The organism is Vibrio rhodolitus (genome assembly GCF_003350325.1).
Lineage (GTDB): Bacteria > Pseudomonadota > Gammaproteobacteria > Enterobacterales > Vibrionaceae > Vibrio > Vibrio rhodolitus.
Genome location: NZ_QLYZ01000011.1, coordinates 113,928 through 135,293 on the forward strand (window position 1 = coordinate 113,928; position 21,366 = coordinate 135,293).

Sequence of the window (21,366 nt, forward strand, 5' to 3'; positions counted from 1 at the left end):
CCGTATAACAATTTAGATTTTATGATGAAGTGTTGTTGACCACTTCTACATCGACTTCTTTATCAACCGCAGCTTTTGGGTTGCCATGTTCACGGCGGTAGCGCTCTTCCCAGTAATCAGCGCCTTTAATGCCAAGTTTTACCGGGTTAAAAGTGTATTCAGTCACGCCAGCTTTTTGCTGCTCTTCGTAGTCATTAAGTGCTTTGATGGCAGGTTTTGACATAAAGAAGATAATCAAAATACCGACGATGTTGAGCCAAGCCATTAGACCTACGCCGACATCACCCATCGCCCATGCAAGTCCCGCCGTTTTCACCGTGCCGTAAAATACCGCAGAGATCAGTACCAGCTTAAGCACAAACATCAGACCGTTTACTTTGAAAGTACGACGGATGTAAGCAATATTGGTTTCAGCGATGTAGTAGTAAGCCAAAATGGTCGTAAAGGCGAAGAAGAATAGCGCCACGGCAATAAACGGCTTACCGACACCTGGTAGCGCGCTTTCAATTGCCATTTGAGTAAAGACTGGACCATTCGCACTGATGTCTGCCGCAACGTTTTGAATCAAGAACGCTTCGCCAGCACCATGTACGTTGTATGCGCCGGTGATCAGGATCATAAACGCGGTCGCAGAACACACTAGCAGAGTATCGATGTAGATTGAGAAAGACTGTACCAGACCTTGCTGTGCAGGGTGATCAACGTTTGCTGCCGCTGCTGCGTGAGGGCCAGTACCTTGACCCGCCTCGTTAGAGTAAACACCACGTTTAACGCCCCAACCAATTGCCGCACCCACACCTGCCATTGGTGAGAAGGCATCTTCGATGATCATGGCAAAGATAACTGGAACCGCACTGATGTTAAGTAGGATGATAACGAATGCCGTTACGATGTACGCCAATGCCATAAATGGCACGACGATTTGTGTGAAATGCGCAATACGTTTTACGCCACCAAAGATGATAAAGGCAAGAATGATAGAGATAACGGTACCAGTAAGGATCTTGGCAAAGCTAAAAGTACCAACTGCGGTTTCAATCATCTCGCCTGAGCCAAATGCTGCTTCTACCGCATTACCAATACTGTTTGATTGTACGCCCGGTAGTAGCACACCACAGGCAAAGATGGTCGCGATAGCAAAAATCCATGCGTACCACTTTTGCCCCATCGCTTTTTCGATGTAGTAAGCCGGACCACCACGGAATTCACCGTCGTCATCCTCTTTGTAGATTTGCGCCAGAGTTGATTCTGCGTAAGCGGTTGCCGCACCAAAGAAGGCAACCATCCACATCCAGAATACTGCCCCAGGACCACCAAAACCAATCGCCGCTGCCACACCGGCAATGTTACCTGTACCTACGCGACCAGAAAGTGAGACGGCAAGGGCTTGGAAAGATGAGATACCTTTCTTTGAGCTTTTACCTGAAAAGAGTAGTCGCCACATTTCAAAGAAATGACGGATTTGAACAAAGCGTGTAATGACTGAATAAAACAAGCCCGCGCCTAGACATAAGTAAATTAGCGCGGGACTCCAAATGATTCCATTCAGAAAATCAACTAAAGACTGCATAAGCATTTTCCCTGTTAGTAATGATTGTGAGCGAGTTGTTGTGTTTGTTGTAATTTATATTCGCCAGAATGTTAACCTTTATTTAACACTCATGTTAAATGAAAATAACTATAACTGTGAACTGTGTGATAAACCGCACGTAAATTCACCATGTGACTAATGGGTGGTTATTGGTTTTATAATTAACGCTAAATTGCGGTTAAAAAGTGCGCATTTGATTTAGTATGCAGTTTTATCTTTTGTTGATTTACTAGATCGGGGGTTAGTGATCTAAGCTAGTATCGTGCTACATGGCAGTGATTAGTTTCATAATTATTCTCCAATGAGCTCGATTGGCATACGATTTGGAGATAATTTGTTCGATCAAGACACTCTATCTGGTGTGCTAGCTGGTTTTTAGTGGGTTAAAAGTAGTGTGCTTTTGCGCGGTATTTATAAAGTGCTTTTTAACGACCAATATCAAAACTCTTTTTTTTGCTGCTTTATTCACCAGTAAGAAAAGCGCATTATCGAGCTTTCACAGCAACACTCATGGATGAATTATGAAAGACGAAACGTTAGCGATTCACTTTGGCTACGAAACCGATCCGACGACAAAATCGGTGGCGACTCCTATCTACCAAACGGTAGCGTATGAGTTTGATAGCGCTCAGCACGGCGCCGATCTGTTTAACCTTGAAGTACCGGGTAATATCTACACGCGCATTATGAACCCAACCAACGACGTGTTAGAAAAGCGCATGGCAGCGTTAGAAGGCGGTATCGCCGGGTTGGTAGTCAGTGCCGGTAGTGCGGCGATTAACTACGCTATTCTCACGCTGGCAGAAGCGGGCGACAATATTGTTTCGACGCCACAATTATACGGCGGCACCTACACACTATTTGCACACATGCTACCTAAGCAAGGTATTGAAGTGCGCTTTGCCAAAGATGATAAGCCGGAGAGCTTGGCAGAACTTATCGATGACAATACTAAAGCGGTGTACTGCGAAAGTATTGGCAACCCTGCAGGTAACATCATTGATCTTGAACGTGTAGCTGAACTGGCGCATGCGCAAGGGGTACCAGTGATTGTCGATAATACGGTTGCCACACCAGCGCTGTGCAAGCCAATTGAGTTTGGTGCGGATATTGTGGTGCACTCCTTGACTAAGTATGTTGGCGGACATGGCACGACCTTGGGCGGTATTATTATCGACTCAGGTAAATTCCCTTGGGCAGAGCACAAAGAGCGTTTCCCTGTGTTTAACCAACCAGAGCCGTCTTATCATGGCGTGGTATACACCGAAGCCTTTGGACCGGCTGCGTTTATTGGTCGCGCGCGCACCGTGCCTTTGCGTAATACCGGCTCTGCAATGTCACCAATGAACGCCTTTATGTTGATGCAAGGGCTAGAAACGCTATCACTGCGGATGGAGCGTCACACTGAAAATGCACTGAAAGTAGCGGAGTTTCTGAAGCAACATGAGAAAGTCAGTTGGGTGAGCTACGGCGGTTTGCCAGATTCTCCTTTCTATCCATTAGCAGAAAAGTACATGCAAGGTAAGCCATCGGCAATTTTGTCGTTTGGTTTGAAAGATGGCTATGAAGCGGGGGTGCGTTTTTATGATGCGCTGCAGATCTTTAAGCGCTTGGTAAACATTGGTGATGCTAAATCATTGGCTTGCCACCCAGCCTCGACCACGCATCGTCAGTTAGATGAAGCCGAGCAGCGACAAGCTGGCGTATCACCAGAGATGATCCGTTTGTCGGTGGGTATTGAACACATAGAAGACATTCTGCAAGATCTCGATCAAGCGTTAAAAGCTTAGCCGGAAATTTGCAAACTAAGTTTTAACACTCTGATTTGGTTTAATAAGGCGCCATTTTTGGCGCCTTTTGCATTTTATAGCCATCTTGCCATCCAACAATGCGCATACCAAGATGAAGTTTTTGGCTTATGATGATCTAAAAGCTATTTGAGCGTAGTAAGCATCCAATTAGCATGGCAAATAAGTAAGGGTAGCAGATGGCTGGACTAAGTTTATTGACACTTTTGGACGATATCGCGTCGGTACTTGATGATGTGGCGTTGATGTCCAAAGTGGCGGCGAGAAAGACCGCTGGGGTATTGGGTGATGACTTGGCGCTCAATGCGCAGCAAGTGTCGGGCGTGCGAGCGGAGCGTGAAATTCCCGTGGTATGGGGTGTTGCGAAAGGCTCATTCAAAAATAAACTGATCTTGGTTCCCGCTGCGTTATTGATTAGCTCAATCGCACCATGGTTAATTACGCCATTGCTTTTGATTGGCGGCTTGTTTCTCTGCTTTGAAGGAGCAGAAAAAATCCATGAGAAGTTTTTTCATCACCATGACGCAGAGTCCCACAGCGCAGAGGAAGGTGAGAGTGCGCAGCAGAGTGAAGCGGATCTAGCTGACTACGAGCAGCGCAAAATCAAAGGTGCGATTCGAACCGACTTTATTCTCTCGGCAGAAATCATCGTGATAGCGCTTGGCACAGTGCAAGGGCATCCGTTTATTACGCAAGTGTTGGTGATGAGCTTAATCGCCATCCTCATGACCATCGGTGTTTATGGCTTAGTGGCGGGCATCGTTAAAATGGATGATTTAGGCTTTTACTTACAACGTAAAAGCCAAGGCAAAGGCGTGCTTGGTTCCATCGGCGATGGCTTAGTTGCCACTGCGCCTAAGTTGATGAAAATTCTTACCGTTGTCGGCACGATTGCCATGTTTCTCGTTGGTGGTGGTATCGTGGTGCACAGCTTGCCGTTTGTGCATCATGGCTTAGAGAGTGTGTTGATCATGCTGCCGACGGTTCCATACGTGTCAGCCACTTATTCGGTGATCGGCAATGGTGTTGTTGGTCTTATCAGTGGCTACATTATTTTAGCGATCATCAGCCTGTACCAAAAACTCAAAGCGAGCAAATAGAGCATTTGGATCATCATGATCCAAATGCTTCTAAAGCACGAAACAGCCTGCTAAGTAATTGTAAGAGCAGGCTTACAAACCTATAGCAAATTGAAACCTTAGACTTGAAATCTATCGATAGAATCGTTGTTGGAAAAGTGTATAACAACAGATGGATATAATTATGATAGAAGGTCTAAAAGGTGGTTTATCCAAGCTTTCCTCCATCGGTAAAGCTTTGATGTTACCAATCTCTATTCTCCCTGCCGCAGGTCTATTACTGGCTTTCGGCGCAAAACTCGATATGCCGCTGATGATGCGTGCTGGTGGGGTTATTTTTGATAACCTCGCTTTGCTGTTTGCCGTTGGTGCAGCGGTTGGCTTAACCAAAGAGTCTGGTATTGCAGCTCTTGCCGCTATCGTCGCGATGGCGGTGATGAATGCGACTATGGGTGTCGCGCTCGGCATCACACCTGAAATGGCAATGGCTGGTGGACGCTATGCTATGGTGATGGGGATTCCAACCCTGCAAACCGGCGTATTTGGCGGCTTGATTGCCGGTATCCTCGCGGCCTTTATGTATCAGAAGTTCTTTGATACCAAACTGCCAGACTTCCTTGGTTTCTTTGCGGGTAAACGCTTCGTTCCTATTGTTACTGCATTTTCGGCGTTCCTGATTGGTCTGATCCTGCCTTACATTTGGTCTTACATCCAGTCGGGTATCGACGCGCTATCGCACATGGCGAACAGCGGTAATATGTACATCTCAACCTTTATCTACGGTTTTATGGAGCGTGCACTGATCCCGGTCGGTCTGCACCATATTTTCTACAGCCCATACTGGTTCTCGTTTGGTGAGTACACCACCGCGGCGGGTACCGTTGTTAATGGCGACCACACGATTTGGTTTAAGATGCTAGAAGATGGCGTTAAGACATTCTCAACCGAAGAGTATGTTGATGCGGGTAAATTCTTATCGGGTAACTTTGCTATCTACATGTTTGCTTTCCCTGCAGCATGTTTGGCGATGTACCATGAAGCCAATGATAAGAACAAAAAGATTGCCGCAGGTATCTTAGGTTCGGCAGCGCTGACTTCATTTGTCACTGGTATTACCGAGCCAGTGGAATTTGCCTTTATCTTTGTGGCGCCGCTGCTTTATGTCTTCTCTGCCATCATGGCTGGTGTGTCATACGCGGTCACTTATGCGCTTGATGTGCATATTGGTAAAACTTTCTCTGCCGGTATCATCGACTTTGTTTCGTTCGGCGTGTTACCCGCGATGGATGGCTTTAAAACCAACTGGGTGAACGTACTACTGTGGGGCTCATGTATGTTTGCGATTTACTACACTGTATTCCGTTTTGCGATTCGTAAGTTTGATTTTAAAACTGTGGGTCGTGAAGATACGCAGCGTAAAGAAATCACCCTAGGAAATGATGAGCTAGCAGCGGAGATCACTAAGCTTCTAGGTGGTCGCGGCAACATCACTACCGTTGGTGCGTGTATTACTCGTCTGCGTCTTGAAGTAAAAGATCAGTCACTGATTGATGAAGATGCGATTAATGATCTTGGTGCCATGGGTGTGATTAAAGTCGGTAAACATGGAGTGCAAGTTATCTTGGGCGCAAGAGCACAGTTTGTCGCGGACATTATGAATGGTGGCGCGAGTGGTCATCAGCCTGCGACGGCATAACGCTTAATTTAGTCATTTCCCTCTAGAAAGAAGAGCGCCATGCTTAGATAAGATGGCGCTCTTTTATTTTTTCGCCATGTCACGAATGTTACTCAATCACTTGATAGCTTAAGTTGCGCAGTTGCTCGGCAAATTCGTTTTTACTTTGCGCTTCACCATGAATCAGGTGAATGGCTTTGGGCGGTTGGGGAATCCCTTGCACAAATTTGAGTAGATCCGCTTGGTCAGCATGGGCCGAATAGCCCGACATGGTATGCACTTGAGCGTGGATCTCGACTTCTTCTTGGTCAATATCAACCAGCATTTCGCCGCTTTGAATCGCGCGACCGAGCGTGCCTTGTGCTTGATAACCAGCAAGTAATACATCTGTACGTTCATCGGGCAGCAGTGCTTTGAGATAGTCCATGATCCGTCCACCTTGGCACATACCGGAGGCTGCCACCACAATGGCGGCTTCACCGGTGGATTTTAGGCGATTAACCAGTTTGAGGTGATAGCGATGATCGTCCACGGTAATACATTGTTCAAACGCCAATGGATGACGATGGTCGGCAAGGCGATCTTTTGCTTCTTGTCCCCAGAGTTTTTTAAAGCTGCGATAAGACTCAGTGACTTTTTGCGCCATCGGTGAATCGAGGATGATCGGGATATTGGCATCAATTTTATGTTCATAGATCAGCTGTTCAATATCAAATAGCAGCTCTTGAGTTCGTCCAACGCTAAAGGCAGGGATCAAGATAGTGCCACCATCAGCAAGGGAGCGATCAATGATCGCTTTTAGCCGCTCGCTCCGGCTGTCAATTTCATCATGACGCTTATTGCCGTAAGTGGTTTCAATCAACAAATAATCGGCGCGCTCAGGTGAGACTGGGTCGGGCAGTAGCGGAGTGTCACTTGGTCCCAAGTCACCAGAGAACACGATGATTTCGCCATTGCCGAGCTGCACTTCAATATAAGAGGAGCCGAGAATATGCCCCGCAGGTTGAAAACGCGCTTTCAGTGGCAATTTAGCTTCAGGGTCGATGCTAAACCACTGGTTATAAGGCTGTGGTCGCAATAAGCAATCAATCTGATTGAGGACATATTGCACTTCTTTATTGCTCAAGCCTAGTTGCAGTTTAAGTCCATCTTCCAGCATCAAAGGCACCAGTTCGGCAGTGGCTTCCGTGCAGTAGATAGGTTGATGAAAACCGCTTCCCACCAGCCAAGGCACCCGACCTATATGATCGATATGGGCGTGGGTCAGCAGCAGGGCAGAGATATGCTCAATCGCAAAATCGATTTCTAGTGGTCGTTCGTCAGCGCCCTGAAAGAGACCGCAATCGACTAAAATAGATTGACCATCAGAGCTGAGTTCATGGCAAGAACCCGTGACCGTATGTTTACCACCATGATGCACTAATTCCATATCGACCTCCAAAGCTGCGCGAGCGTGGTATTTGATCATCTAGACTAGTTTTGTTATTCCACTTTACTCAAGAGTAGAGAAATTAACTGTGAGGCGTTGATAGTTCTTGATGCTTAGTGCTGAAAACCGAGTCGGCATAATTGCGATTTGCCATGCTTAATAGTGGGGCTAATCTTGTGCCAGACTGGGCAAGCAGAAAGTACCGAGCAAAATGGCGCCGCGAGGTGCTACTCGCGGCGAGGGAGATGATCTTATGCGTTATCGTTCTGCTCTTTAGCGCTGGTGAAGCCACCATAGAGGTCAAGGCGTCGGTGACGCAGATTGGTGACAGAGCCTTCGGTATTGAGCTGCTTTAGTTTGGTCAAATCTACATCGGCAAAGATGATCATCTCAGTGTTGGCGTTAGCTTCGGTGAGTGTGGCATCATGTGGGAAGTAGATATCTGATGGAGAGAACACTGCCGACTGAGCATACTGAATATCGACGTTGTCCACTCTTGGCAAGTTACCTACGCTACCGCCAATCGCGACATAACATTCGTTTTCGATTGCGCGTGCTTGCGAGCAAATGCGCACGCGTTGATAACCGTTTTTGGTATCGGTCCAAAATGGCACAAAGATAATTTGTGCGCCTTCTTCTGCCATCATGCGACCGAGTTCTGGGAACTCACTGTCATAGCAGATCAAAATGCCGACTTTACCTGCGTCGGTTTCAAAGACCTGTACGCTATCGCCACCATCAATCACCCAATCTTTCTCTTCATGCGGGGTGATGTGGATTTTGTCTTGCGCATTGATTTGCCCATCACGTTGCAGCAAGTAAGCGACATTGTATAACTTGCCTTCGCGGATCTCAGGCATACTCCCGGCGATAATGTTGATGTTGTAGGTCACCGCCATTTGCGAAAAACGGTTTTTGATTTCCTCGGTAAATTCTGCCAAAAAGCGGATCGCTTCTACCGAGTTTTGCCCTTTTTGTAGCCCCATCAGAGGCGCGTTGAAAAACTCAGGGAACAGAGCAAAGTCGGCTTTGTAGTTCGCCAGTGAGGAGATAAAAAACTCTGCTTGGTCGATAAGGTCGTCAAGATCATGCATAGCGCGCATTTGCCATTGCACCACACCAATGCGCACCAAGGTTTTCTCGACATCGTGAATTGACTCAATGTCTTCTTCATAAAAGAAGTTATCCCACTCCAGCAGGGTCGCATAACCTTGTGAGGCATCGTCCTCTGGCAGATAGCCACGCATGATACGTTTTACATCAAAGCCATTTGCGAGCTGAAAAGAGAGGATCGGGTCATGCAACTCGCGGCGTTTTACTTTCTCGATGTATTCAGTCACGCTCAACTCATCAGCATGCTGGTGGTAGTTGGGAATACGTCCACCGGCTAAAATCGCTTTAAAGTTTTTACTGCGGCACAACTCTTTGCGCGCATCATACAAGCGACGACCTAAACGCAAACCGCGGTAGTCAGGGTGGACAAACACATCCAAACCATACATGGCATCACCCGTGACTTGGTTTTGAATCACATTATTTTCATTGATGATGTCAGTGTAGAGATGAGGTAAAGAGAAGCGGTTGTAATTGACTTTGATCGTCAGAGCCGCACCGACGATTTTGCCGTTATCTTCGATGCAGATTTGCCCGTCGGGAAACTGATGGATCAAATCCATGATGGTCAAACGCGGCCAAGAGCCGCCGACATCATGGAATACTAAGTCCATTAACGTGGCGAGTTCTGGGTAGTCGGTCGGCTCGATTGTGCGCAGAGAAAGTTTAGGAGTATTACCATCCATATTCCGCTTATCCTTTTTTCTTTTCTTCCATTAGATATACCCAAGTAGCCTCATTTGTTTTCCATGCGTGTGAGCTGCAAAGCTACTTGGGTATAACCACTTAAGAGGATGCCAGAATTTAAGTATGGCAAATATATCGACAACTCACAGTTTACCGTTGGTATCTCAAGGGTTTTGATTGGTGACGATAACAAATCAAAATACAGGCATTTATTCGGTTTATTTTTGACCGAACAGCTCCCCAGTCAGGGATCTTGTCGACTATTTGCTCTATGATGGGCGCGTGCTGGATGAGTTGTAGGCAGAGGAAGAAATGAAATCGAACCAAAATGGTCGAGCGCTTGAATACGCCCTGGTGGCTACACTGCAAGAGCGTTACGGTAATGCGTATATTTGTGAGCAGACTGAGCGCGATCAAACGCGCGATAGCGGGCATTTTGCCAATCTTCCTCAAGAGATGCAGGGTTACTATCGTCAGCAGTGTGCCGCTTTTGCAAATTGGGTTGCGGCGAATAAAGTGAGCGATCAAGGCCCGGTAAGCATAAGCCGCATTGCGGATCGCGCAGCGATGAAAGGTGATGTGACGGACATCCGTTTAAGCTCTGCTACGCAACAATACAATATCTCGCTTAAACATAACAACAATGCGGTTAAGCATCAGCGCCCGGGTAACCTTTTCGCGCAGCTAGGGCTCGTGGATAAAGCTGAAGAGAAACAATATCGCGCCGCAATCAAAGCCATTTCAGCGCAGTTTTTTAGCCAAGTGATGCCGCTCAATACTTTGCTGTTTAGTGAGGTAAAAAGCCAAGATGAAACCATCATTCAAAGCTTTTACCAGCAAATGTGCCACTTGGTTACCGATACCATTAATAGCCAACCTGTTGACCCGCAGAAAGCTTTCGACTTTCTCGTCGGTAATTGCAATTTCGATAAAGTGATTGTGTGCCGCGACCATGTGCAGGTAATGCAATTTAGCCATATTGCTAAACCACAGTCTTTGCAGGCAAAACAAACCAGCGCCAATCATATTCAGCTAGATTTCGACAATGGATTTAGCTTTGATATGCGTCTGCATACCGCCAGCAGTAAGTTTGCCTTGGGTAAGACCATCAATCAAAAGTTCGATACGCGGTTAATTTCTGATTCGGTGCAGAGCTTTACGCTGTAACGGGCGACGAATTAAGCCGTGACGATTCAAGCTACGGCGCAAAAATCAGTGGCGAACGAAATAGAAAAACAAACGGCACCTTAATGGTGCCGCTTTTCGATTTGCCATCAGGCTGACTTGCCGAGCCGATTACGCGGCTTGTTTTGCTGCTGCAATGGCGAGATGTTCTTGGATGCTCAGCGCGACCGCTTTAGCGAATGGCACAGCAACGGCGTTACCAATCATTTTGTAACCTGCGGCAACGTTGTTGTAGACAAACTCGAAATCGTCAGGGAAGCCCTGAATGCGCGCACATTCACGCACACTAAGACGACGATATTCATGACCTTCAACAAACTTAAACAGATCCTTTTCCACTTTCTCCATTCGTGGCGCACTAGGATGGATAGGCGCATGGCGTCCGCCCGCCTGAATGGTAAATGAAGGCTCGTTCCAAGTTCTGACGCGGTTACGCGACATGTACATGGTTGAGAAGCCACCAATCATATATTCGTGATTGAGGAACTTAACCTCAGGGTTTGGCTTTTGTTTATCCAGCGCGGGTACTGCCGTGCCGTCAAGATCCAACAAAATGTCTTTTAGCGCTTTATGTTCACTTTTATCCATCGGCTCTGGGAAGCGGTAGTCCACTTTAAGATCGCTTCTAAAACCAATGAAGATCACACGCTTACGATCTTGAGCCGCACCGTAGTCGACCGCATTCATCATTTGATAGTAAAGATCGTAACCCGCGTCTTTAAACATTTGCTTAATGTTGTTCAGCGCGTTGGCGTGGCGAGTGTGTTGCATGCCACTGACGTTTTCTGCGAGGAAAAACTTTGGCTTCTTCGCTTCTAGGATGCGAATAAAGTCAAAGAACAGCTGACCACGCTTATCTTCGATACCGCGTTGTGCGCCGGCTTCACTCCAGCTTTGGCATGGTGGTCCACCAATAATGCCGTCACACTCAGGAACTTCACTTGCGTCGATATTGGTAATGCTACGTTGGTCAAGCACCGTATGTGGGTGGTTTTTCTTGTAGGTCGCCCAAATATCTTTGTCGTATTCGTTTGCCCAAACTACATTAAAGCCCGCTTGTTCAAAGCCTAAATCAAGACCGCCGGCGCCGGCAAAAAAAGAGACAACTTGCATAGTGATTTTTATATCGTTAACTGGTGATGGAGTGCGCATAGTGTAGCAATTTACTGTACATAAGGCCAGCGGTTTTTTCTTCCTTTATATCATGGAGTTAACTTTATTTGTCTCCAGTAAGCATCAATGGCATGCAATTAGGCTGACACTTTGACTGCGTAGGTGGAGAAATCTTGTCGGTTGTCACTTTTGCAGCCTCCATCTCGCTGTACAAGCATTTTATATTTGGTTATCCTCTTGCCTCTTGAGCTGACAACTCATAATCGCCACTCTTAATTTATGCGCCGAGATAGTGCATAAATTGGCTAACTCGCCCAGTTAGCGCCTAAACTTTAGGCATGAGTCTCTCTCTCGTTACCGTAGTTTATTAGTAGTTTTGAAACCTCTTTTATCACAACAAGAACGAACTCATTTGTTACTTAGAGAATTGGCTCTAAGTGCGTTGTTACACCTAGAATTCCATCAGTTAGATAAAGGAAGACCTTTAAATCTCACCGATAAGAACTCTCTTTTCCGCCTGTGGTTGAAAAAGCAATCATCTTCGATGCGCTATAAACTGCTGAAGAAAAAAATAAAAGTGTTGATTCAACACTCGAAAGGTAACAACTACAACCTCGAGAAGATGTTTCTTGAGCTGATTAATTACAGCGAAAGTGTCTCCCTGACCCAGCTCGAAGAGTATTTGCTGTTAGTGCGCTCGATTGAGAAAGACTTGGGGTTAACCGTGCTGTTGTCTTCGCCACATGAAGTGGATTTGAAGTACAGTGAAGGTAAGAATTTTGTCTGTGTTTTAGCGGCAGATCTTAATAGTCACTTTTCACAAGATGGGCAGATGATTGCACCGATTACCTTTTTGGTTCGTTCAAGCGTTTATGAGCGTTCAGCGGTACTCGCAAGCGTGTATAAGTTCGGTCAGTTTAGTCACAATGTTCAGTATGAAGACGGCGACTTTTTACGCTTTGAACTGCAAGGCTAATAGCCAAGTACAGCGAGCGAAAAGAATATAAAACAAAGGCTAACCTAGGGTTAGCCTTTGTTGTTTTAGCCGCGTTGAATATTGAGTGCATCCTGGCTGCTGAGTGCTTGGTAAGGGCGTAAACCAAACATTGGCATAGCGGAATAGAGGTGATCAAACAGATCGGCTTGCACCCCTTCATAGGCAGCCCAATCTACATCATTACAAAACGCGTAGACTTGCAGTGGTAGACCTTCTGGCGTGGGTTCAAGTTGGCGCACCATGATCAGCATGTATTGATGAATGTCATTGCTGGCGCGCAAATAGGCATTTACATAAGCGCGAAAAAGACCGAGGTTGGTCATGTGGCGCAGGTTGCCATCTTCGCGATCATCTTCATCTAGCCCTTGATTGTATTGCTCAATATCACGTGACTTCTCATAGATGTATTGCCGTAAAATGCGGATCTTTTTTAGCGACTCAATCTCCTCATCGCTCATAAAACGAATCGAAGTAACATCAATATTGACCGAGCGCTTAATCCGTCGACCACCAGAGTCAGACATGCCTTGCCAGTTAATAAAGGCATTTTGCACCAGTGCATAGGCAGGCAACATGCTGATGGTGTTATCAAAGTTGCGCACTTTTACTGTGGTTAAAGAAATCTCCTCCACCGTGCCGTTGGCGCCATAGCTGTCCATTTGAATCCAGTCATTGAGGCTAATCATTTGATTGGCAGAAAGCTGAATACCCGCGACAAAGCCCAGTATGGTGTCTTTAAACACCAGCATGACAAAGCCAGTGGCGACGCCTAAGCCTGAAAGAAAGATCACCGGCGATTCATTAGCCAGCACCGAGACAGAGATGATCAGCGCAACAAAGAAGGTGAACAGCTTGGTGAGCTGAACAAAGCTTTTGATTGGCATTTTGCGCGTAATGCCTTTAAAAGTGGCAATGTCGTTAAGGGCATCAAGCAGAGCGAAGATCACCCAAGTTATCATCAATACGATGAGAATGCCGAGTAAGCGATCAAGAATACTCGCTAACAAACTATAGTGACCCACGGCAATCGGGATCAGCACATCCAATACCATGATAGGCACCAGTAACGAAATCTTGCCGAGCAAGTCATATTTGGCAAGACTCTCGCTGAGTGGCTTATTGGTTTTTTGTAAGACGTTCTTAACCGAGCGGACGATAACATGGTGAACAATAAGGTAACTGATTGTCGCCACAGCCAGTACGGACAAAACAAACACACTGGTGAGCTCAATACCATAAGGGTCGCTGCTGATGCCAACATCAGCCAACTTCGCGGCAATGTAATTGCGCACATGATGTTCTAGCAAAATCACATCCTCTCTTGTTGTTATTACTTGCTGAGGGAGAGAACAAGTTTTCAGACAACTTATTCATTTTTAAAGTGTAGTGCCAATGGTAGCAGGGTGAAGCGATGTTTGTGTTAAGAAGGGCGTTGGTTTTGATAACCCGCTGGGTAAATTAAAAGAGCCGCTCATAGAGAGCGGCACAATTACAGGCAGTTGGAGCGAAAGGTAGTTGGATTAGCTACCAGCAAAGGCTTTGAACGTTTTGCCATTTTCAATTCCAAGAGCACTACGTACATAGAATTTAGCGACATCTTTGGCATCAATAGAATTAAAACCTGGGAAGTAATCACCGTAAGTTGCTAGTGATTCGGTCACCACAGTTGGGCTGACGGCATTAACGCGAATGCCGCGTGGTAGCTCGTGTGATACTGCTGTAACAAAATGCTCTAGCGCGCCATTCAGAGTTGCGGCACTCACGCCATACGCAATTGGGTAATCGGCGATGATGCCACTGGTTAAGGTCACGCTACCCTTGTCATTTAAGTAGTTAAGCGCAATTTGTGTCAGATTGATCTGCCCCATTAAGCGGCTGTTGATACCCACATCCCACTCTTCACGGCTAATCTGCTCAAAGGTATTAAACGCCACATCACCCGTTGCACATATAATGCCGTCTACTTTGCCAATTTTATCGAAAGCGGCATAGATTGAGCTTGGGTCGGTAACATCAATTTGTACATCGCCACTGGTTTTACCCGCAGTGATGACTTCGCAGCGTGATTGTAGTGCTTGAGTGACTTCTGAACCGATAGTGCCCGCTGCGCCAATAACTAAAATTTTCATAATTGCTCTCCGTTGTGTTTACGTTTTGTATCTTATTGGCTTGAGTTACGCAGAAAAACCACACAAAATGAGCGCACTGTTTACTAAATGGTGCTAATTATGAATCTAACCTATCTCCAGACATTTTTGACGGTGGCAGAAGAGGGCAGTTTTACCAAAGCGGCTGAAGTATTGGATGTCTCAAAAGGTTTGGTCTCGCGCCATATTCAGCGTTTAGAAAGCTCGCTGAACAGCAAGTTGTTCCATCGCTCGACACGTTCAATCAGTTTGACCGAATCAGGGCGCGACTTGCTGACGAGAGCGCAGCAGATCCAATTGTTGGCAACCGAAGCTGAAATGAGGGTGCGAGACATGGCGCAAGAGATCAGCGGTGAGCTAAGAATTACCGCACCTTTGGAGTTTGGTCGTTCTCTGTGCCAAAGCGTGATCCCGACATATTGCCAACAAAACCCGATGGTAGAGGTGATTTGCGATTTTGGTCCCGGCAAAAAACGCATAGAGCTGGGGGAATTTGATATTGCGATCCGCGCGTTTGACTCTTTGCCCGATGATGTGGTGGCAAAAGAGTTGGGGTATATGCGCAATGTCGTGGTGGCAGCGCCAGACTACCTTGCAGCGATAGACGCGGTGACGATAGACAACATCGAACAGCAGCGATTTATTCTCAATAGCCAAAACGAACGTTGGAATCATCTGCAATTGGTGCGTGGAGATGAGGTGGTGTTTAAGCAAGTGCTCGGTCACATGCGCGCCAACACTTACACGGCGATTTTGTCTTTAGCGCAGCAAGGTATGGGGCTGGCATCGGTACCCTATATGCATGCGCAAAGCATGATAGAGAGGGGCGAGTTGGTTGAGGTATTGCCGCAGTGGTCAGTCAAATCGCACAAGCTGAGTTTGATTTACGCCCAGCGCCGCATCACGCCTGCCAAACTGGTGAAGTTTAATCAAGCGGTAATTGATTGGTTACGAGCAAACCCAAGTTATCTGATTTAACGCTCGACCGTTCTGAGTGGATTGTTAGTTGAATGGGTTAGTTGTTGAGCTGGTTGTTTGTGGAACTAAGAGTTTGCTGCGCGGGGCGTGAACCCGCGCAAAACAAATAAGGGTTTTAGCGAGTTTGATATTGGTACAAATTATTGAGCGAGCCATACAGCTCAATGGTGCCTTGCAGGCTAAAGCCCACTGTGTCGAGCAGCTTATTAGAGCGCGCATTATTGAGCAAAGTCACCGCCAGAACCGTCTCAAGCTCACATTGCGTCATAGTGCTTGTCAGTGTGTTAGCCGCGGCTTCACTTGCATAGCCTTTACCGGCAAACTCATCTAAAAACGCATAGCCCAAATCAGGGTACTCCAACTCATCTCTTTTTAGCACGCCGCACATACCAATTGGCGTCTGACACTCCTTGAACATCACTAAGTTAAGGCCAAAGCCATACTGAGCATAACTCGCCAACGGACCTTGTGTTAGGTAATTGATCGCGTCTTCTTCAGTGCGTACATTCTTGTCTGCGATATAGCGAATAAATGAATCTTGATTCAGTAAGCGCACAATAAATGGGGCGTCGCTCAATGCAAAATGGCGAACAATCAGTCTTTCTGTTTCACATACCACCGTCATGTGAATTTCCTCAAAGATGGATAGAGGCGAAGATTATAAGCGCATGCAAGGCGGTCGGGTAGGTGCGGAAATCAATGAAGGGGTGTTACTAAGCAAAGAGACAGCTCTTTCGAACTGTCCCTTTTCAAGCGATTGGTATCATCTGACTACGTCAAGTTCAGACCAATTAATAATGCTGTATTTGCTTATCAAGTTTGTAAGCTCTGCGGTGTACTGGAACTCGCTTATTATTGAACCGAAAAACTCTTCATCTTCGGCTGTACAAGAGCTAGTAAACAAGATCTTTGCTGAATTCGGCAATAAGTGGTCAATTTCGTGTGGTCTTAATCTGGTTTGAAATCCGATAACTAATAACTTGTTTTTATATTCTATTCCTTTTGAGATAAAGTTCTTTTTGGTATCAATAGTAACGGAAAATCTTTCTGGTAATGAATCCAACAACTGCTGTTTTATTGGATTTAAGTCCACCAATATTAATATTGGTGTTAAACAAAGAACCGGGTGAGTTCTAATCAAACTTAGATATTCAACTAAAGAGCGAGTTATGCCCGTTCCAGTTGCTTGTGTTACGACACCTATTTTTTCTATTGGGCAGTTAGTTAATGCATCATGTGTTACAAAAAATGCATGCCTTGCTATTTTATCTCGATTTCGTTCTACGTAAGAGTATATAGGCTTTGCAGATTTAATTATCTCGGGAATTGTGACTTTTCTGAAAGTATCATTTAGTACCTTTTTTGAAAGCAGTGTTAGTAAGGGATCTAAGATATCAAAGAGCAATGTTGAAACTTTGATGACATCAAGGTCTACAGAGAAGTGGACAATTTTGTTTCTATATCTTGTTAAATCATCAATTAAAATTCGCAGCGGCGCTTTTTCAGAAAGTTCGGCGACATTTAATATTATGTTAGTTCTCTTTACTACATCTTTAAAACCAACAGACATTACTCCATCATCATAATCAAACAAGCTCAGTATAGTCGCGTTTTCCATACCTCTTCGCTTTTTAAGACTCTCAAATCTTTCTGCAGCCTTTTTTTCATTTTGGAAAATTAGCAATTCGTTTGATTGTACTAACAGTTGTTTCAATAGTAATTCTATTCCATGATGTGCCCAAATTATAGACTCTTTAAGCAGCCATGGATCTTTAGTTGTTTCCCACTCTTTCCATATTTCATACCCACGCTTTAAAGAGTGAGATCCATTATCAAGTAGTCCAATGTTTAAGCTGCTCACTTTTTTTGACATCTGGTAAGTCCTTATTCTTATTATTAACCGAAGTTGTGTCCTCGGCAGATACATCTTTATTAAGTTCGCTCTCAGTATCTGCGCGTCTTACTGTGAATCGTACATTTCGGTGCGCGATAACCCTTACTCTTAAAACAACAGGCTAAATTATGGTCTTTTGCTCATTAGCGTAAGTTTTTCAGAACAGTGAAAAGCTAAACGTAACAAATACAAAAAGGGCCACTCTTTCGAGTTGGCCCTTTCCAAACGTTTGGTGGAGCTGGCGGGAGCGTCGATAAAATGCCTTTAAGTTAATGATTTTATTGCAGTTGTTTGTTTTGAATTCTTGAGCGGATTAGGAGCTCAGTACCAACGAATAGTACACCTTGAACTAGTGTTGTTCCAGAGTTTTCGTTGTTTTAGGTGTTTTATGTGCGTGTTAATTTCGAGAAATTGACTAGTCCATTTCAGTTCCCATTGGGGGAGTTGAACCGGACATTTTTGTTAGTGATGGCATATCATGTGATCACGTCAAGCGTATGCGTAATAGTTTGATTTATCATTGCTTTCAGGTGATGTAGAATGCAATTAGTTTAATTGCAATTGATTTACATTGGGAGAAGTACATGGAGTTCCTAACTCAAGCGCTAGAAAATCCAGTTGTCGGTGCTGTAGGTTATGTTTTTTCATTTGTTGCTGCTTGTATAGCTATACATCAAGCCTTTGCGAAGACGGCGGCAAAAAAAGAAGTTATAAAACTTAAGCAAGATAACATCGTACTCTCAAATGAAAATTATGAACTGCAAGTCAAGCTAAAGCAGACTTTAAATAACAACTCAGTCTCTCAAGGTGATAAGTCTCAGTATTTTCAGGAGAATAGTGGTCCTGTTAACATTGATATGAGAGGGTGATATGGGTGATGTAGTTTTTGACAACAACCGAGCGCCTGTTGAAATCAATACAGATAAAAAGGTTCGCCGTTCTACTGTACTTGGCAAGCTAATTGAAATTATCGCATCTGAAAATGAAGAGAGACAAGATCTGAAGCGAGATCCTGCTGAAGTACTTAATAAAATTGAACACAACCAGCTTATTACGTATAAATGGCTAGTTGATAGCTACATTGAGAATTCAATTTTAGTTGATTCATCTATGCGGCAATTAAACAAAGATATAAATGGCGGTACAACAAAGCTCAAACGGCAAATGAATATATTTTACCGTGAATCATTGGCAAAGTTTCAAATAGCAACACGACCTGTTGATTTAGGCAAATTAAGAGAGCTAGCTGACTTTGTTGTTGAAGATATTATGAAAAGGGCAAAGAGCTTTGTTAACAATTCATCAGACCTTGGAGATGGATATTTTGATGAAGATATCTCATGGGGTATTGAACTAGTCACCAGTTACTCCATAATTGAATGTATCGTTTTGGAGAATCCTAATGTTAACAATTGATTCTGATCCTATTATAAACCCAGTGAATATTGGTGCTCATATTCTTAATTTAATTTCGAAGGATAATAATATCGCTTTGAATATTGAAGACATATACCATCACATAGCGAAAGAGCTTGATATATCTTATGAGGTTTTTACTTTTGCATTAGATTGGTTATACGCTATCGAAGCGATTGATATGAATGATGATGGAATAATAACTTATGCGTCTAAATAAATTATGGGTCTATAAAAACAATGAGGTTTTAAGAGAGGTGCCATTTAAAGATGGAATTAATCTTATTGTTAACAAAGAGTCTGATTCGTTAAGTAGTGGAAATAGTGTTGGAAAATCAACATTATCAAGACTAATAGACTACATATTTTTGTCAGATGGTAAGGATATTTATCAAGAACCTGAGTTTAGCAAGTTGATCCCAGAGGTGGTTGATCTTATTGATAATAATGAAGTATTCATCCGTTTAAGTGTAACTGGATTTAATAAGAATGAATACTTGTTTGGTAGGTTCCTATCACGAGGAGATAGAGCCAAACGGTACTTTGTTGGTGAAAAAGAAATTGATAAGAGTGAGTATACAAGCTTATTGTCTGAACATGTTTTTGGTGTCACATCTGATAAACCAACAGTAAGAAATTTAAGCCATAAATTTATAAGAAATACACATGATAAGATGCAAAATACTACAAGATTTTTGCATGTAAATACAAAGCCTGATGTGTATGATCAATTATACTTGTTCTTGTTTGGTTTTAAGGACCTGCATCTTCTAAAAGAGAAGGGCTTGATAAATAGAAGAATCTCGACAAAAAAGAAAGATCTATCTGCTTATAGAAAGCCAAATAAAGAAAGTGCTCTACAAAAAATGCTTAAACCACTAGAAGAAGAAAAGAAGGAACTTAAGCAAAAGATATCTAACTTTGACTTTACTGATAACCAAGAGAAAGGTGTAAAAGAACTTGTTGATATTCAATCACAAATATCTGATTTAACAGTTGAGTACTCGAATTACGAAACAAGAGTTGGTTATTTAAAAAGAAGTATAGAAAAACTAAAGAGCAATGCTTCTAGTGTCGATGGAAAAGAAATCTATGAAATATATGAGTTTGCAGGTGTCTCTGTAAACAAAGAATTGAAAAGAACGTATGAAGATCTCATGGTTTTTCATAATAAAGTGATATCGAACAAAGTAAAACTAATTGAAAATGATTTGTTTAGATTTGAAGAGTTTTCCATATCAGTAAAAAAACAAATAAACACTCTTCAACTTTCTGAGTCAAGAGTTTTTAAAGAAGTAAGTGAACCAGAAACTCTTAAATCCATTGGTGAAATTTACAATAATCTATCTTTAGTGAGAGAAAAAATCGCAAGTGTAGGAGTCCTTCTAAATAAAATAGAAGATACTAAAGAAGAAATATCTTTGTTAGAAAGAGAGAAAGAAAAAATTGTAAAGAAGATTAATGAAAGTTCTGAGCAATTAGATAGCAATGTCGAAATTTTTAATACGTACTTTGGTGAGCTGAGTAAAGACTTTTACGAAGATAGGTATATATTTGATCTAAGCTTTGACTTGGATTCTGAAAAATGTGAGTTTGATATAGCAAATATAACACCAAATTCTACAGGGGGTAAAAAGAAAGGTGAGCTAAGTGCGTTCGACTTTGCCTACATAAAGTTTGTTAATGACACAAAAATTAATAGGGCTACCTTTATAATTCATGACTCTATCGAAGATGTAGACTCTAAGCAAATTAATGATATTTTTGTTGAAGCTAGTAAGCTCAATGGACAGTATATCGTTTCTGTACTCAGTGACAAACTATCAAGTTCATGCTTTGATAAGTATAAAAAACAAGATGTGATTCTAGAACTATCCGAGACAGATAAGTTCTTTAAAATTAGTTAAAAGATAAGTTGGTGAACACCTTGCTCACCAACTTTATCCACTAACAATATATTCTGAATTTTGAATAGCCACCAAATTAGTAGACACTCTTTAATTCGATTTCATATTGCTTTTCATACTCTACTGGCGACAACTGATTATTGGAACCATGTCGGCGTTTAATGTTGTAGAACATCTCAATATATTCGAAGATATCCATACGAGCTTCCTCTCTCGTGGTGTAGATCTTCCGCTTAATTCTTTCTCTTTTGAGTAACTGGAAAAAACTCTCGGCAACCGCATTGTCATGACAGTTACCACGGCGACTCATACTTGATTCAAGACCATGCTGTTTCAAAAACCTGTCC

Annotated in this window: 19 protein-coding genes; 10 read left to right on the forward strand and 9 right to left on the reverse strand. The window is 43.7% G+C overall.

All coding sequences use genetic code 11. The features are described from left to right. Window positions 1-19 precede the first annotated feature (19 nt). Window positions 20-1,570, reverse strand: coding sequence for an alanine/glycine:cation symporter family protein (locus DPF93_RS12090; RefSeq protein WP_114766414.1), 1,551 nt, complete (start codon window positions 1,568-1,570; stop codon window positions 20-22). A 542-nt stretch (window positions 1,571-2,112) separates the two neighbouring features. Between DPF93_RS12090 and DPF93_RS12095 the strand changes: the two genes are divergently transcribed. The 3 genes from DPF93_RS12095 (at window position 2,113) to DPF93_RS12105 (ending at window position 6,174) form a co-directional block, all read left to right on the forward strand. Then, complete coding sequence (locus tag DPF93_RS12095; RefSeq protein WP_114766415.1) at window positions 2,113-3,381, forward strand: O-acetylhomoserine aminocarboxypropyltransferase/cysteine synthase family protein; 1,269 nt, start codon at window positions 2,113-2,115, stop codon at window positions 3,379-3,381. A 197-nt stretch (window positions 3,382-3,578) separates the two neighbouring features. Then, window positions 3,579-4,499 (forward strand): DUF808 domain-containing protein, encoded by a 921-nt coding sequence (locus DPF93_RS12100; protein WP_114766416.1) that lies wholly within the window; start codon window positions 3,579-3,581, stop codon window positions 4,497-4,499. Window positions 4,500-4,662: 163 nt separating this feature from the next. After that, window positions 4,663-6,174 carry a PTS transporter subunit EIIC gene (locus DPF93_RS12105; protein ID WP_114766417.1) on the forward strand — a complete coding sequence of 504 codons (1,512 nt, stop codon included), beginning with the start codon at window positions 4,663-4,665 and terminating at the stop codon, window positions 6,172-6,174. 88 nt (window positions 6,175-6,262) lie between these two features. On the opposite strand, the gene DPF93_RS12110 is transcribed toward DPF93_RS12105, so the two are convergent. Beyond that, window positions 6,263-7,582: an MBL fold metallo-hydrolase gene (locus DPF93_RS12110; protein ID WP_114766418.1), complete on the reverse strand. Its 1,320-nt coding sequence runs from the start codon at window positions 7,580-7,582 to the stop codon at window positions 6,263-6,265. Between the two features lie 251 nt (window positions 7,583-7,833). Further along, on the reverse strand, window positions 7,834-9,381 hold the full coding sequence (locus DPF93_RS12115; RefSeq protein WP_114766419.1) for a bifunctional GNAT family N-acetyltransferase/carbon-nitrogen hydrolase family protein: 1,548 nt from the start codon (window positions 9,379-9,381) through the stop codon (window positions 7,834-7,836). Between the two features lie 313 nt (window positions 9,382-9,694). On the opposite strand from DPF93_RS12115, the gene DPF93_RS12120 reads away from it, so the two are divergent. After that, window positions 9,695-10,549 (forward strand): HaeIII family restriction endonuclease, encoded by an 855-nt coding sequence (locus tag DPF93_RS12120; protein ID WP_114766420.1) that lies wholly within the window; start codon window positions 9,695-9,697, stop codon window positions 10,547-10,549. 129 nt (window positions 10,550-10,678) lie between these two features. Here the strand turns inward: DPF93_RS12120 and DPF93_RS12125 are convergent, their stop codons facing one another. After that, entirely contained in the window at window positions 10,679-11,719 is a 1,041-nt protein-coding gene (locus DPF93_RS12125; RefSeq protein ID WP_244204719.1) for a DNA cytosine methyltransferase, read from the reverse strand. A gap of 388 nt (window positions 11,720-12,107) precedes the next feature. On the opposite strand from DPF93_RS12125, the gene DPF93_RS12130 reads away from it, so the two are divergent. Further along, window positions 12,108-12,656: a DUF2913 family protein gene (locus DPF93_RS12130; RefSeq protein WP_341866795.1), complete on the forward strand. Its 549-nt coding sequence runs from the start codon at window positions 12,108-12,110 to the stop codon at window positions 12,654-12,656. 65 nt (window positions 12,657-12,721) lie between these two features. Here DPF93_RS12130 and DPF93_RS12135 read toward each other — a convergent pair whose 3' ends face one another. Beyond that, complete coding sequence (locus DPF93_RS12135; protein WP_114766434.1) at window positions 12,722-13,984, reverse strand: mechanosensitive ion channel family protein; 1,263 nt, start codon at window positions 13,982-13,984, stop codon at window positions 12,722-12,724. A 213-nt stretch (window positions 13,985-14,197) separates the two neighbouring features. Then, complete coding sequence (locus DPF93_RS12140; protein ID WP_114766422.1) at window positions 14,198-14,806, reverse strand: short chain dehydrogenase; 609 nt, start codon at window positions 14,804-14,806, stop codon at window positions 14,198-14,200. 99 nt (window positions 14,807-14,905) lie between these two features. On the opposite strand from DPF93_RS12140, the gene DPF93_RS12145 reads away from it, so the two are divergent. Further along, window positions 14,906-15,802 carry a LysR family transcriptional regulator gene (locus tag DPF93_RS12145; RefSeq protein WP_114766423.1) on the forward strand — a complete coding sequence of 299 codons (897 nt, stop codon included), beginning with the start codon at window positions 14,906-14,908 and terminating at the stop codon, window positions 15,800-15,802. Between the two features lie 115 nt (window positions 15,803-15,917). Here the strand turns inward: DPF93_RS12145 and DPF93_RS12150 are convergent, their stop codons facing one another. Continuing rightward, complete coding sequence (locus DPF93_RS12150; RefSeq protein ID WP_114766424.1) at window positions 15,918-16,427, reverse strand: GNAT family N-acetyltransferase; 510 nt, start codon at window positions 16,425-16,427, stop codon at window positions 15,918-15,920. Window positions 16,428-16,565: 138 nt separating this feature from the next. Beyond that, a complete protein-coding gene (locus DPF93_RS12155) occupies window positions 16,566-17,675 on the reverse strand; it encodes a hypothetical protein (protein ID WP_114766425.1) in 1,110 nt (369 codons plus the stop codon). Window positions 17,676-18,280: 605 nt separating this feature from the next. On the opposite strand from DPF93_RS12155, the gene DPF93_RS12160 reads away from it, so the two are divergent. From DPF93_RS12160 to DPF93_RS12175, 4 genes are read left to right on the forward strand one after another with little or no spacing between them, the layout of a single operon-like run. After that, entirely contained in the window at window positions 18,281-18,565 is a 285-nt protein-coding gene (locus DPF93_RS12160) for a hypothetical protein (RefSeq protein ID WP_114766426.1), read from the forward strand. Between the two features lies 1 nt (window position 18,566). Further along, window positions 18,567-19,112: a hypothetical protein gene (locus DPF93_RS12165; protein ID WP_114766427.1), complete on the forward strand. Its 546-nt coding sequence runs from the start codon at window positions 18,567-18,569 to the stop codon at window positions 19,110-19,112. Continuing rightward, window positions 19,099-19,332: an ABC-three component system middle component 6 gene (locus DPF93_RS12170; RefSeq protein WP_114766428.1), complete on the forward strand. Its 234-nt coding sequence runs from the start codon at window positions 19,099-19,101 to the stop codon at window positions 19,330-19,332. The genes DPF93_RS12165 and DPF93_RS12170 overlap by 14 nt, the downstream gene beginning before the upstream one ends. Further along, a complete protein-coding gene (locus DPF93_RS12175; protein WP_114766429.1) occupies window positions 19,319-21,019 on the forward strand; it encodes a DUF2326 domain-containing protein in 1,701 nt (566 codons plus the stop codon). Before DPF93_RS12170 ends, DPF93_RS12175 begins: the two co-directional genes overlap by 14 nt. Window positions 21,020-21,095: 76 nt before the next feature. Here DPF93_RS12175 and DPF93_RS12180 read toward each other — a convergent pair. Continuing rightward, window positions 21,096-21,366, reverse strand: a 271-nt coding sequence (locus tag DPF93_RS12180) for an IS3 family transposase (RefSeq protein ID WP_164675359.1), incomplete at its 5' end; no start/stop codon positions are given.

Excerpts from the sequence above, each read along its gene's own strand:
- DPF93_RS12105 (WP_114766417.1), top strand. The coding sequence starts at position 4,663 with ATGATAGAAGGTCTAAAAGGTGGTTTATCCAAGCTTTCCTCCATCGGT.
- DPF93_RS12145 (WP_114766423.1), top strand. The coding sequence starts at position 14,906 with ATGAATCTAACCTATCTCCAGACATTTTTGACGGTGGCAGAAGAGGGC.
- DPF93_RS12155 (WP_114766425.1), bottom strand. The coding sequence starts at position 17,675 with ATGTCAAAAAAAGTGAGCAGCTTAAACATTGGACTACTTGATAATGGA.
- DPF93_RS12150 (WP_114766424.1), bottom strand. The coding sequence starts at position 16,427 with ATGACGGTGGTATGTGAAACAGAAAGACTGATTGTTCGCCATTTTGCA.
- DPF93_RS12095 (WP_114766415.1), top strand. The coding sequence starts at position 2,113 with ATGAAAGACGAAACGTTAGCGATTCACTTTGGCTACGAAACCGATCCG.
- DPF93_RS12170 (WP_114766428.1), top strand. The coding sequence starts at position 19,099 with ATGTTAACAATTGATTCTGATCCTATTATAAACCCAGTGAATATTGGT.
- DPF93_RS12110 (WP_114766418.1), bottom strand. The coding sequence starts at position 7,582 with ATGGAATTAGTGCATCATGGTGGTAAACATACGGTCACGGGTTCTTGC.
- DPF93_RS12120 (WP_114766420.1), top strand. The coding sequence starts at position 9,695 with ATGAAATCGAACCAAAATGGTCGAGCGCTTGAATACGCCCTGGTGGCT.
- DPF93_RS12100 (WP_114766416.1), top strand. The coding sequence starts at position 3,579 with ATGGCTGGACTAAGTTTATTGACACTTTTGGACGATATCGCGTCGGTA.
- DPF93_RS12175 (WP_114766429.1), top strand. The coding sequence starts at position 19,319 with ATGCGTCTAAATAAATTATGGGTCTATAAAAACAATGAGGTTTTAAGA.
- DPF93_RS12140 (WP_114766422.1), bottom strand. The coding sequence starts at position 14,806 with ATGAAAATTTTAGTTATTGGCGCAGCGGGCACTATCGGTTCAGAAGTC.
- DPF93_RS12160 (WP_114766426.1), top strand. The coding sequence starts at position 18,281 with ATGGAGTTCCTAACTCAAGCGCTAGAAAATCCAGTTGTCGGTGCTGTA.
- DPF93_RS12090 (WP_114766414.1), bottom strand. The coding sequence starts at position 1,570 with ATGCAGTCTTTAGTTGATTTTCTGAATGGAATCATTTGGAGTCCCGCG.
- DPF93_RS12125 (WP_244204719.1), bottom strand. The coding sequence starts at position 11,719 with ATGCGCACTCCATCACCAGTTAACGATATAAAAATCACTATGCAAGTT.
- DPF93_RS12115 (WP_114766419.1), bottom strand. The coding sequence starts at position 9,381 with ATGGATGGTAATACTCCTAAACTTTCTCTGCGCACAATCGAGCCGACC.
- DPF93_RS12165 (WP_114766427.1), top strand. The coding sequence starts at position 18,567 with ATGGGTGATGTAGTTTTTGACAACAACCGAGCGCCTGTTGAAATCAAT.